Source organism: Enterobacter sp. BNK-16 (assembly GCF_048684955.1).
GTDB classification, from domain to species: Bacteria; Pseudomonadota; Gammaproteobacteria; order Enterobacterales; family Enterobacteriaceae; genus Enterobacter; species Enterobacter bugandensis.
This window is the reverse complement of record NZ_JBLQTQ010000001.1, coordinates 1,974,109-1,987,204: the sequence shown is the minus strand read 5'-3', so window position 1 is coordinate 1,987,204 and position 13,096 is coordinate 1,974,109. Positions and strand designations below refer to the sequence as shown.

The following is a 13,096-nucleotide window of genomic DNA, read 5'->3' as shown; positions in this document are numbered from 1 at the left end:
CGTCGTTTATAAGCCCGGTGGCGCTTCGCTTACCGGGCCTACAATCCGCATTCAGGCTTAAATGCTGAACGAAGAACCACACCCGCAGGTGCTTGTTGCGTTCGGGTTGGTCACCACAAAACGCGAACCTTCCAGACCTTCGGTGTAATCCACCGAACCGCCCACCAGATACTGCAGGCTCATCGGGTCAACGACCAGCGCGACGCCCTGCTTCTCGATGGTCATATCGCCGTCGTTCACCTGATCGTCAAAGGTAAAACCGTACTGGAAGCCGCTGCAGCCGCCACCGGTAATATAGACACGCAGTTTCAGATCCGGATTGTCTTCGTCGGCAATCAGGGTTTTCACTTTATTGGCTGCTGCTTCGGTAAACTCCAGCGGCACAGCTACGTCATCACTCATCTTATGCTCCCATGAATACTGCTATTGGGTAAAATTCACCCAATTCTTTTCGTCATTATCTAATACCCTGGTAATTCATTCAAGTATTCTGCGTGGCGGCCCGCTCCGCCTCTTGTTTTGCCAGGGTACGCGCGAGGATGGTGGAGTATAGCGGTTTTCCACCCAGGAATTGGGCTAATAGTGTCGCGCCGAGACAGGTAATGATCATTGGCAAAATGAGCTGGTAATTATCCGTCATCTCCAGCACCAGCACGATGCCGGTTAACGGCGCGCGCAGGGACGCGGCCAGCAGCGCCCCCATCCCGGCCACTGCAAAGGTGCCGGCGTCCAGGTGGTAAGCGGGGAAACCTGCCTCAGCCGCCATACCAAACGCGGTGCCGAGCAGCGTTCCCAGCGCCAGCATCGGGGCAAAAATCCCGCCGGGCGCGCCGGAGGAGAAGCACAGTACCGTCGTAATGACCCTGGAGAAAAACATAAACAGCAGCAAACCCACGCTGAAATTCCCGGCTGCGGCAATGGGAATCAGCCCGAAACCGCCGCCCGCGGCATTCGGTTCGATAAAGCCGAGCACGCCACAAATGCCGCCCAGCAGGCCGCCCATCAGCACCCATTTCGTGGTATTGCCGCCGTGAACGCGCTGGAACATATCCTGAGCGCGTAAGATAAAGGTGTTAAACAGCGGGCCCACCACACCAAAAATCATGCCGAGGATCAGGTATAGCCACAGGGTGTTAACCGGTGCGTTGGTCAGTTTACCGACTTCAATCACCGCCCCTTCGCCATTAAAGATGCGAAAGACGATGCTCGACATAATAACGCCGGTAAACACCGCTTTTATGGAGATCAGGTTGTAGCGGAACTGCGCGCGCATCTCTTCGATGATGAACAAAATACCGGCCAGCGGCGCATTAAACGCCGCAGAAAGCCCCGCCGCTGCACCGGTGGCCAGCAGCGTATGGCGCGCCTCGGCGCTTCGCATGCGGAACAGATCGCCCACCATGCGGCCGACGTTCCCCCCCAGCTGCACCGTTGGCCCTTCCCGCCCGAGCACCATCCCTGCGCCCAGCGTTCCCATGCCGCCAATAAACTTAACCGGGATCACCCGCCACCAGCGCACCGGGCGCAGCTCCTCCAGCGCGCCTTCAATTTCCGGGATGCCAGACCCGCCCGCCTCCGGGGCGAATTTACGCACCAGAAAATACCCCACCATGGCAAACAGCGCAGACAGGCCGAATGCCGCTACCCAGACCAGCCATTCGCGATCGGCAAAACCGGCTACGGTTCCCACTCGCCAGTTGAGTACGGCATTAACCGCTTTTTCAAACGCCACGCCAACCAGCCCTGCAAGGGTACCCACCACGGCAGCAGCAAGCAGGATCGCCAGCGGCGTTTTATCGCGATTGAGCAGCCGCCGAATGCTGATTCGGTGCTGGACGCGCGTAAACTGTTGTTCTTCGAAAGACGGGGAATCTGATTTCATGTCCTGTTCTTATTCGTCATACAAAAAGCCGCGAAGATTTTACCAGAGACCTTCCCTGCGACGCCTGAAAAATACTTAACAAATCTTAAAGCATTAACAGGCTAAAAATTTCATAACCTTCTGCGGATCACTTAGAATAGTGTGCTTAATCATTTTATACGAACCAGGAACGACGCCATGAGCAAGTCTGAAAACCTCTACAGTGCAGCCCGCGAGCTAATCCCCGGTGGCGTGAACTCGCCAGTACGCGCCTTTACCGGCGTGGGCGGCACGCCGCTGTTTATTGAACGTGCTGACGGCGCGTATCTGTATGATGTCGATGGCAAAGCCTATATCGATTACGTCGGTTCCTGGGGGCCGATGGTTCTCGGACATAACCATCCCGCCATTCGTAACGCGGTCATCGAAGCCGCGCAGCGCGGCCTGAGCTTCGGTGCGCCGACCGAGATGGAAGTGAAAATGGCGGAGCTGGTTACCGAACTGGTGCCGACCATGGACATGGTGCGTATGGTGAACTCCGGTACCGAAGCCACCATGAGCGCCATCCGTCTGGCGCGCGGCTTTACCGGTCGCGACAAAATCATCAAATTCGAAGGCTGCTACCACGGCCATGCAGACTGCCTGCTGGTGAAAGCGGGCTCCGGCGCGCTGACCCTCGGCCAGCCAAACTCGCCTGGCGTACCTGCTGATTTCGCGAAGCACACCCTGACCTGCACCTACAACGATCTGAACACCGTTCGCGCGGCGTTCGAGCAGTATCCGCAGGAGATCGCCTGCATTATCGTTGAACCGGTTGCGGGCAATATGAACTGCATCCCGCCGCAGCCTGACTTCCTGCCGGGCCTGCGCGCGCTGTGCGATGAGTTCGGCGCGCTGCTGATCATCGATGAAGTGATGACCGGCTTCCGCGTGGCACTGGCGGGCGCCCAGTCTTATTATGAGGTTGAGCCGGACCTGACCTGCCTCGGCAAAATCATCGGCGGCGGCATGCCGGTCGGTGCTTTCGGCGGTCGTAAGGACGTGATGGAAGCCCTGGCACCAACCGGCCCGGTTTACCAGGCGGGCACGCTCTCCGGTAACCCAATTGCCATGGCTGCGGGCTTCGCCTGCCTGACCGAAGTGGCGCAGCCGGGTATTCATGAAACCCTGACGGACCGTACCACGCAGCTGGCAAACGGTCTGCTGGAAGCCGCAGAAGAAGCGGGAATTCCGCTGGTTGTTAACCACGTGGGCGGCATGTTCGGGATTTTCTTCACCGATGCGAAAACCGTGACCCGCTATCAGGACGTGGTGAAGTGCGACGTTGAGCGCTTCAAGCGGTTCTTCCACCTGATGCTGGAAGAAGGCGTGTACCTGGCACCGTCCGCGTTCGAAGCGGGCTTTATGTCCGTGGCGCACAGCGAAGAAGATATCAATAACACCATCGACGCGGCGCGTAAGGTGTTTGCGAAGCTTTAAGGGCATTGCCGGGTGGCGCTAACGCTTACCCGGCCTACGATGTTCTCCCTCTCCCCGTGGGAGAGGGTATCAGGCCGCACCTGACTACCGACTCTGCTTTCTCAACAGATAGATAAAGTAAGGCGCACCGATAAAGGTCGACAGCAGGCCCGCCGGGATCTGATACGGGAACAGAACCATCCTTCCACACCAGTCGGCAAACACCAGAATGACCCCGCCCGTCAGGGCCGACATCACAATATGTGGCATCGTCCGTCGGAAACCCATCATTCTGGCGATATGCGGCGCCATCAACCCTACAAAGCTTAGTGGACCGATGGTCATGGTGGCGGTTGCCGTCAGACACGCCGCCAGCAGAAGAAGCGCGACGCGCGTTGGCGTCAGCGCTAAGCCAACCGCACGCGCGGTTTCGCCCCCCAGCGGCAGAATGGTCATCCAGCGACGGCACAGCGGTACCATCGCCAGCAGCACGATCATAACGCTTCCGGACCAGGCAACCTGGCTGGCGGTGGCGTTGTACGTTGAGCCGGAAATCCAGGTCAGGATCTTCGCCATGCGCGGATCGCCGCTCGCCTGCAGCATCATCAGCAGCATAGTAAAGGCGGTGCTGAGCGCCATACCGGCCAGCAGCATGCGGTGCGGAGAAAATCCGCCGCGGCCAGAGGCAACCAGAATAATCATCAGCGTGGCCGCAGCACCGATACTCCCGGCAGGCATCAGCCAGCCAAACGCATTGCCCGGCACCAGGAAGAGCATCAGCACCACGCCAAAGGCCGCGCCGGAGCTGATCCCCAGCACTTCAGGGCTTGCCATCGGGTTACCGGTCAGACGCTGAATAATACAGCCCGCCACCGCCAGCATCACCCCGGCAATCAGCGCGGAGAGAATACGCGGCCAGCGCCACTGCAACAGTTCGTTGAGTAAGTCACCCGTTGCCCAGTGCCAGCCTGCGGCATCGCGCCCAAACGCGAGGGCGGCAAACGAGGCGATAAGCAACACCGCCAGACCGGCAAGGCTGAACCACAGCACCGACTGACGTTCAGCGTAGACCTTATCGCCCGCGTCCATCGCTGGGGCGCTGATGCTGCGCAGACGCGGGAGCAGCCACAGCAGCAGCGGCGCCCCAATAAGCGCCGTTGCCGACCCGGTAGACACTTCCATCCAGGCGCGCGCCAGCCAGATAATGATCTGATCGGAAAGCCAGAGGATCAGCGCCCCGATCAGCGGCGCCAGCAGCAGACGTGCCAGAAGGCGACGCGCCCCGAGCATTTTCGCCAGCAGCGGCGCAAAGAGGCCGATAAACCCGATGATGCCAACCGCGTTAACCAGCAGAGCGCTTAACACAATCGCCAGCGTGAGCGCCGCCAGACGAGCCAGCGACAGCGCCAGCCCCAGGTTGCGCGCCACGCCATCATCCAGCCCCATTAGAGTGAGCGGGCGCAGCAGCAGCAGCGTGAGCACCACGCCGCCAAACAATTGTGGCCACAGGCGCTGGACGATACTCCAGTCGGTCTGGGTGAGCGTGCCGGTGCTCCACATAAACATGCTTTGCAGCTGGTCGTGGTGAAACAGCACCAGCAGCTGGTTGATCGCGCCGCAGTAGAGGCTGACGACCAGCCCGGCGAGGATCAGCGTGACCGGCGAGAGACGTTTTCCCCAGGCCACGCCAAAGACCAGCGCGCCCACGACGCAGGCACCTGCCAGCGCGGCAAACTGCGAGGTTAATGCCCCCGGCAGCGTCCAGAGGGTGGTGATGGTGATCCCCAGCTGTGCCCCCGTCGCCACGCCCAACGTGGTTGGCTCCGCCAGCGGGTTACGTAGCACCTGCTGGAACAGCACGCCCACCAGTCCCAGCCCCGCCCCGACCAGCAGGGAGATGCTAAGACGCGGCAGCAGGCTGTAGTGGAACAACATCTGCTGAATATTGTCGATATCCGGAGCGGCAAACGCGGCCGCCCACTGCTCGCGCGGCAGTGCCGTGGAGAGGTTGAACCCGGTTAGCGCCAGCGCCGCCAGAAAAATCAGCCCCAGCAGCAGCGCCGGGAAACGGGCAATACGCGTACTCATGCTTTGCCCCCCATCACGTTGTCCAGCACGCGGGCAAAGTGCATTGCCGACAGCGTCGCGCCGTAAAACCATACCGCAGGGGCGCGCAGGAAGCGCTGCTCGCGCACGAACGGCATCGCCTGCCAGAGCGGGGTCGCCATCAGGGTTTGCATTTCACGCTCGTTGCCGTGGTCAAAGCACAGGACATCGACGTCGCGAAACGCCGCCAGACGGTCGATGCCCACGGCGGTGCTTCCCCAGAACGTCATCTCGCCTTCCCAGGCGTTGCGAATGCCGAAGTTGTCGAGCACTTCCTGGAACAGGCAGTTCTTGCCAAAGACCAGCATATGGCGGGCATCCAGCAGCGTCACCATCAGCAAAGGCCGATCGCCACGGCGGGCAAAGCGCGGCTTAAAAGACTCAATCAGCGCGTCAAACTCATCGAGATGCTGTTTTGCTTCTGCTTCCCGGTTGAGGAACTGGGCCATCTCATGGATGGAATTTTTTGCCATGGTCAGCGGCTTTTTACCGTCGCTAAAGGAAAAGCCTCGTCCCGGCGCAATCTTCGCCATGATCTCTTCCGACGGGCCATACCCCGCAGACCAGAATAAATAAGACGGTTTCATCTGCGTGAGAAGCTCAAGGTTTGGCTCCGTGCGCAGACCGATGTCGATGACCGAGTCCGGCAGTTTTGGCTCATTCACCCACAGGGTGTAGTTGGGAATGTCGGCCACGCCGTAGGGCGTGATACCCAGGGCCATCATCAGCTCGACGGGTAACCACTCCAGCGCCACGATGCGGTGCGGATCGATAGCGGCGGCGCGGGCCGGGGCCATCTTCAACAGCAGCGGCGAGAGCGCCATGGCCGTCAGCAGGCGACGGCGGCTAATGTATGTTGAATCCAGCATCAGTAGACAAAGCTCACGGGAGCAGCCCCGGCAGGGTGAGGCAAAATACCCATCGGAATACCGTAAATATGTTCCAGCGTTTCGCTGCGCATCAGCTCAGACGGCGTACCCTGAGCGATCATTTCACCGCCGCGCAGCGCGACGAGGTAGTCACAGTAGCGCGCCGCCATGTTGATATCGTGCAGGACAGCGATCACCGTCAGGCCGCGCTGCTGGCTTAAGCGATGCACCAGCGCCAGCACGTCGACCTGATGGGCGATATCCAGCGCAGAGGTCGGTTCATCCAGCAGCAGGCAGCGGCTGTCCTGCGCCACCAGCATCGCAATCCACGCCCGCTGACGTTCACCGCCGGACAAACTATCCACCAGGCGATGCGCCAGCGGTTTTAGCCCTACCAGCGCAATCGCCTCTTCTACTTTCTCCCTGTCGGCGACGCCGAAGCGGCCAAGTGCCCCGTGCCACGGATAGCGGCCAATCGCTACCAGCTCACGCACCGTCATCCCTTCCGCCTGCGGCAGCTGCTGCGGCAAGTAGGCCACCTTGCGGGCAAAGGCTTTACTGCTCCAGCCCTCCAGCGGCCGATCGTCCAGCAGAATATCCCCTTCAGAAGGTGGCTGGTGGCGTCCCAGCATCTTGAGCAGCGTGGATTTACCGGAACCGTTGTGGCCAATCAGGCCCGTCACTTTACCGGCAGGAAACGTCAGAGAGAGCGGATGCAGCAGGGTGCGCCCGGGTACGCGAAAGGAGAGATTATTGAGCGTAAAGGTGGTGTCGGATTGCGTTTTATTATCCTGCATGTCAGCCAACTTAAATAAAAAGGGCACGGCGAACCGTGCCCATAAAGAGGTTAGAAGCGGAAGGTCGCGGTGGCGACAACCTGGCGTTCAGCACCCCAGAAGCAACCGTAGGTGTTGAAGCAGCTGGCAACGTACTCACGATCGAACAGGTTGTTCACGTGAAGCGCGACGTTTGATCCGGCCATGCCTACACGCGCCAGATCGTATCTGACCAGTGCATCAACCAGTGTATAGCTTCCAACAGTGAAGCTATTCGCCGGGTCACCTTTGCTGGAGCCGGTATAACGCACGCCGGTACCCAGCGTCAGGCCAGACAGTGGGCCGTCAAACATCGTGTAATCACCCCACAGAGATGCCATATGTTTTGGCACCTGCGCCGGCGTGTTGCCTTTGTAGTTGGTGTCGGTGGTGTATTCCGCATCGGTATAGGTATAAGAACCGACAACGTTCACGCTGGCAGATAACGCCGCTTTGGCTTCCAGCTCTACGCCACGGGCGCGGATCTCGCCGCCTTCAACGGAGAAGGGTGAGCCAGTTGGGTCAGCCATCAGGTTGTTGGTTTTGGTCAGCTGATACACTGCACCGGTGATCACGATCGGACGATCGTTAGGCACGTATTTCACGCCCGCTTCGTACTGTTTGCCTTTAGACGGTGAGAATGGTTTACCTTGAGCGTCGGTCAGGGAAGCCGGTTCAAAGGATTCGCTGTAGCTGAAATAAGGAGTTACCCCGTTGTCGAACAGGTAGTTAACGCCGCCACGCCAGGTGAACTGAGTATCATCACGCTTGGCGGTGGTATTTAATACGCGGTTGTAGGACTCCTGATCGGCCCAATCGTAACGGCCGCCCAGTGTCACCAGCACTTTATCCCATTCGATCTGATCCTGAGCGTAAACGCCGGTCTGCTTCTGCTTGTTCAGCACCTGGTAAGCACCAGACGGTCCAGGGTGTGAACCGAAATCGAAATCGCCACGATCGAGATCGTAAATATCGGATGGCGCAACGGAGCCGGCGTAGCCGAACCAGGAGTTAATGTCATTACGCATGCGCATGAAATCAACGCCTGTCAGCAGAGTATGGTCGAGAGCCCCCGTCGCGAACTTGCTTTGAAGCTGCGTATCAACGGTGAAGTTTTGCAGCTTCTCGTCATCGATCACATACTGGCGAGTCAGCGTATGCCCCCATTGTGACTGAGGAATGCTCGCGCAAGGGCTGGATGCCGGATTACTCGAATAGAGCGGATCGGAACACATGCCGTAGCCGTAAACGCTGTTTTGCGAGGTTTTGTTCTCGGCAAAGCGCAGATTCTGACGCACGGTGAAAGTATCGTTGAATTCGTGGTCGAAGCTGTATCCCACCATTTTCTGGTTACGGGAATAGGTGTTGTTCTTCGCGCCTTCATTGAAGTTAGTCGGCAGACGATCGCCGTTTGGCAGCGGGTCAACCGTCCCCTCTTTTGGCAGCCAGCCGTAGTAGCCCGTTTCAGGCTCGTTCTGGAAGTAGGAAAGGAACGTGAAGGTGGTTTTGTCATCCGGACGCCAGGAGAAGGATGGCGCGATAGCGTAACGCTGTTCGCCTTTACCTTCCTGCTGGGAATTGTTCGAGCGCGCAACGCCCGTCAGACGGTATGAATAAACGCCGTCATCGTCGATCGCATCGCTAAAGTCAAAGCCGGTCTGGAACAGGCTGTCGGTACCCACTTTAAACTGGATCTCTTTCAGCGGCTCGGTTGTTGGGCGCTTACTGACCATGTTCAGCAAGCCGCCTGGGCTGCTTTTTCCGTACAGAACGGAAACCGGGCCACGCATGATTTCGGCGCGCTCCAGCATGTACGGGTCAATTACCGCGTCGTTGTAGAAGTTCCCCTGCATTTTCATGCCGTCGAGGTAGTTGTTCTGGCTCTGGCCATCGGCCGCGAAACCGCGAATAACCAGGTAGTCGTAAGTATTGGAAGCACCACGGGTGCCTACTGCAACGCCCGGGGTATAGCTCAGAGCTTCTTTAACGGAACGTGGCTGATGCAGCGCCATCTCTTCGGCCGTTACCACAGAAATAGACTGTGGAACCTTTTGAATTGGGGTGTCTGTTTTGGTACCGGTCGCAGATTGGCGAGCGGCGATAGTCGCAGCAGGTCCCCAGGCACTTTCCTGTGCAGCAGGTGCAGCGGTAACGGTAATAGTATCTTCTTTTTTCGGGGTTTCGGCAGCGTGAGCAAATGCAGACATGCCGGCAACCGCTGTGGCTACGACAACCGCGACTTTACGCAGCGACGTGTTAATTGGCTGAGCAGTATTGGAAAGCGCCATGTTTATCTCTGATGGAAAAGTGAATGATAACGTAAACGAGAATTATTATTATGACCGCAGAATAATATGCGAAACGCTGGTTGCATAGCAAGCAGTAAGCGGCCCTACAAGATTTAAGGGTTTAAGAATTAACCAGATGAAAAGAGAGGGTTAACGAAGTTAGTGAAATGATCCTTAGCCCGCCAGAGCGGGCAGGATGAATCAACGGTAAAAGAGCTCGAACGTCGCGACAGAATCGACTTTGCCGGCTTTTATCTCCCCCGTCCTGACGTAGCGAGCCTTGAGTGGGATCTCGACAGGAACGTTGTCCTGCGTGCCGGTTATCGCCGTATAGTTCCGATCGAACTGCAGTACCGTATCATTCTGGTCAAGGATCTGAATGCCGACGCCTTCAGCGGCGGAATCTCCGGAGGCGATCCCCAAAATATTGCCGTTCGTGACGCCCGTTGATCCCGCGCTGGTAAACTGATAATCCACCTTTGTGCCTGCCGCGCAGTCGGTGATCTCAATCTTAAAGCTGCCGTCCGTGAGGATGTCAGAGTATTGGCCGCTAAAGTCCTGGGTATTGACCGTTTTCAGCGGCACATAGATGTTGCGATCGACCAGGTTACAGGTATTTGTGGTGATGCGAATAGTGGTGGGAGAGAAGCGCATTTCACCGATCGGCGCGTTGCCCAGGATATCCATTGAGGTTAACCGTGAGGTATCAAGATCGCCCTCCTGGATCGCGCCCGTGACGACCAGTTGGGCAGCGGCGCGAAATACAGATCTACTTTGCGAATAACCGTGGATCGATCCCAGAAATTGCATGGGCCGGACTAAATCCTGCTCAGTGTAACCGGGAAGCCGTTCGGTCGACGACGCCGCGCGGATGCCAATACCCGGCACGTTGGTCTGATAAACCCCGCTCATCACACCTTCGCGCGCATCCGCATCCGTGAGGTACAAATACCCGCGTCGAATTTGCGCGTCACCGCTACAATCCACCGTCACCGCTTTACTCTCGACGCTGGCGTCATAAAGCACGGTGCCGACGGGCGTGTCGGGGGCGACAATAATGACCGGGGGAAGCTGAAACGTCACCACGGCATCCGCGTCAGCGCTGCCGTTGAAGGTACAATCTGCCCGGGCTGAATGGCAAAATGCCCCCGCCAGCACAAGCAGTACCGGTGGCAGGAATGTGTTAACGATACGTCGTAGGTTCATGAGATACCTCAGTTAAGGCAGTTGACCGTGGCTTTCACGATCCCTGCCGCGCTGTGCGAGGGAAGATCCAGCGTCCCGTGACACTGCCGATCGCGCTCTTCTCCCCACTGCACGCTAAACGTTGTTTTGCCGGACAGCCCGGTCAGGTAAACCTCCCCATCATCGCCCACGATGGCCGTGGTGTTGTCCAGCGCCACCAGGGCACCAAACGGCACGGGCTTACCCGCGTAGAGCAAGGTCACCAGCGCGCGTCGTCCCACGCGCGCGTCGAACGTGGCCGGCACTGCCGCCCCTTTCGTCGGCACGAGATCCAGCGTTGCCGCGTCGACATCAATATCTTCCCGATCCTGCGTATTCACGGTGATGATGTTGTGCCGGTAGGCCGTCAGAGAAGGAACAATCGCGTTACCAAAACGGTCCGTCGTGATGCCGCGCCCGTTTTGTACTTTGACGTTATCACCATCTTTAATGTGCACAATGGCGAAGGCGTCGCGTACGGGTTGCCCCAGCGTCACGCCATGCTCGTGAGCAACGATTGACCCCTGAGCGCTGTAGTTCCACTGCCGATTGTTACCACCGTAGCTGTACCCCATCCCTACCTCACCGGAAGCCCCGCGATAACGCCCGGACAGGCTGCCGCCGTAGCCCGTATCCTGGTTGGCATAGGTCTGCTGGAGGTTGTAGCTCAGCTTATTGTCCTCCAGCGCGGTACCGCCAAGCCCAACCTGATGCGAGACAAATCCGCCACTGGAGGTATTAGCACTGTAGGTTGCCCAGGAATTCGGCAGCCACTTTGATAACGGAATGTTGACCGTCAACGCCATTTGCCGGTCGGTATCGGCATCTGGCGTGCGGGTCAGGTTGTAGCTTATCGACCAGGTGATGTCGCGCCAGCTGGAGCTGAACCCCGCGCTGACGCTACGCTCATGGCCGTCCATATCCCAGTAGTCCTGCTGATAGCCGTTGAGATAGGCCGAGCCCCAGTCAGAAACCCGCTGGGAAAGGTTGAGCTGCATGCGGCTACGGCGGTTATTAGTTCTGCGGTAGGTATAAATGCCGTCATCGATTTCGCTGTCACGCCGATCGATCGCTTCCTGAAAGGTATAAAAGCCCGATGTGGAGTAGCGATAGCTGGCAAGCGTGACGGTCGTATCCGTGTCAGGAATGTCTTTTGAATACTGCGCCCGCCACGATAAGCCGCTGGCATCGTCACGCCCGTCATCAAGTGCGGTACGCGCGGCGGTGAGATCGACAGAGGCTGAGCCAACGTGCCCCAGATCGGCACCGAGCCCCAGCAGCAGCGCATGATACCGCGACGCCCCCAGCGCGCCGGTATACGCCGTGACGCCATAAGGCAGACCATAGATGGCCGTGCCCTGCGCAAAGACGGGTTCGTCCTCACCTTCATTACCGCGATAGCGCCCTGCGGCCAGCGAATACTTAAAGCCGCCTTCCCGCTGCAGCACCGGCACCGATGCGCTGGCCTGGATGAAGCTATGCTCGCTGCCGTCCGCCTCTTTGACGGTCACTTCCAGATCGGCTCCGGATGTTACCTGGCTTAAATCGCGGATCTCGAACGGCCCCGGCGAGACGTTTGTCTGATAGATGGTGTAGCCGTTTTGCTTGATAGTGACTTTCGCATCGCTATTGGCAATACCGCGCACGACGGGGGCAAAGCCCTGCTGACTAACAGGCAGCATAGAAGTATCCGTTTCCAGCTTCACGCCGGTCATCTGGACGCTGTCAAAAAGTTCACCATTGGTATATGTCTGACCAATCTCAAGCTGGCTTTTCAGCGTTTTGATGTCGCGTTGTAACGTGCTGGCAATGCCCTCCCAGCCAGAAGCGTCGCTCCAGGTGCTGTTATTCCGCAGCCGCCACGCCCCAAGGTTAATCCCCGACTCCAGGCCAAGCCAGGTCGAAGAGGTTTTGCCCGAACTGTAGTGCTGCTGAGAACCGCTGAGTTGATAGCTTGTCCAGGCGGCAGGCGCGCCGTCATCCCAGAATTTTGGATGTATCGCGCCAGCGGCAGCATGGTCGCGATACGCCTGCGGGATGACCAGCTTCAGGGTCTGGTCATCCTGATTGTATTCGTAACGGGCATTTTCAATGAAATGGGAGATATCGCGGACATAAGCGCCGTCATCCAGATCTTTTAAGTCCGGGATCGTGTCGACTTTCACGCCGTAATCGCGCAGATCCGCTTTCGTCAGCTCCGGCAGCAGGCGCTGTTTATCGTCAGACAGCACGAAAGCGATGGGACGTTTATCCACAACGTCCCGATCCCACATAACAGTCGTAAGGTAGCTTCCGGCAAGTAGCCCGTTATCGTTAATGAAGTTTTTTAATGTAGAGGTATTTTCGAGGGGCGTATCCAGCTCAAGGATCCGCAGGTTAAATTCGTCATCAGCACTTGCAGGCTGGATCGCGGCGAGCAGCGTCAGCGCGATCCCGTACAGTACCTGTTTGTGAAGCAGAGATGACGACATAAAA

The 13,096-nt window shown here is 58.1% G+C and carries 9 protein-coding genes; 1 reads left to right on the top strand and 8 read right to left on the bottom strand.

Translation table 11 applies throughout. From position 1 onward, the window contains the following. Positions 1-57: 57 nt before the first annotated feature. Positions 58-402 (bottom strand): iron-sulfur cluster insertion protein ErpA, encoded by a 345-nt coding sequence (erpA, locus tag ACMGGH_RS09515; RefSeq protein WP_008501923.1) that lies wholly within the window; start codon positions 400-402, stop codon positions 58-60. Positions 403-481: 79 nt separating this feature from the next. Further along, entirely contained in the window at positions 482-1,882 is a 1,401-nt protein-coding gene (clcA, locus tag ACMGGH_RS09510; protein ID WP_048961425.1) for a H(+)/Cl(-) exchange transporter ClcA, read from the bottom strand. Positions 1,883-2,059: 177 nt separating this feature from the next. Between clcA and hemL the strand changes: the two genes are divergently transcribed. Beyond that, positions 2,060-3,340 carry a glutamate-1-semialdehyde 2,1-aminomutase gene (gene hemL / locus ACMGGH_RS09505; protein ID WP_041911201.1) on the top strand — a complete coding sequence of 427 codons (1,281 nt, stop codon included), beginning with the start codon at positions 2,060-2,062 and terminating at the stop codon, positions 3,338-3,340. A gap of 84 nt (positions 3,341-3,424) precedes the next feature. On the opposite strand, the gene fhuB is transcribed toward hemL, so the two are convergent. The 6 genes from fhuB to ACMGGH_RS09475 form a co-directional block, all read right to left on the bottom strand. After that, positions 3,425-5,407, bottom strand: coding sequence for a Fe(3+)-hydroxamate ABC transporter permease FhuB (gene fhuB / locus ACMGGH_RS09500; RefSeq protein ID WP_232948590.1), 1,983 nt, complete (start codon positions 5,405-5,407; stop codon positions 3,425-3,427). Next, positions 5,404-6,294: a Fe(3+)-hydroxamate ABC transporter substrate-binding protein FhuD gene (gene fhuD / locus ACMGGH_RS09495; protein ID WP_232948591.1), complete on the bottom strand. Its 891-nt coding sequence runs from the start codon at positions 6,292-6,294 to the stop codon at positions 5,404-5,406. Before fhuD ends, fhuB begins: the two co-directional genes overlap by 4 nt. Beyond that, entirely contained in the window at positions 6,294-7,091 is a 798-nt protein-coding gene (gene fhuC / locus ACMGGH_RS09490; RefSeq protein ID WP_028015563.1) for a Fe3+-hydroxamate ABC transporter ATP-binding protein FhuC, read from the bottom strand. The genes fhuD and fhuC overlap by 1 nt, the downstream gene beginning before the upstream one ends. A 50-nt stretch (positions 7,092-7,141) precedes the next feature. Beyond that, positions 7,142-9,397 (bottom strand): ferrichrome porin FhuA, encoded by a 2,256-nt coding sequence (fhuA, locus tag ACMGGH_RS09485; RefSeq protein ID WP_126326323.1) that lies wholly within the window; start codon positions 9,395-9,397, stop codon positions 7,142-7,144. A gap of 201 nt (positions 9,398-9,598) precedes the next feature. After that, entirely contained in the window at positions 9,599-10,603 is a 1,005-nt protein-coding gene (locus ACMGGH_RS09480) for a fimbrial protein (RefSeq protein ID WP_080351079.1), read from the bottom strand. 8 nt (positions 10,604-10,611) lie between these two features. After that, positions 10,612-13,092 carry a fimbria/pilus outer membrane usher protein gene (locus tag ACMGGH_RS09475; RefSeq protein WP_232948592.1) on the bottom strand — a complete coding sequence of 827 codons (2,481 nt, stop codon included), beginning with the start codon at positions 13,090-13,092 and terminating at the stop codon, positions 10,612-10,614. Positions 13,093-13,096: the final 4 nt, after the last annotated feature.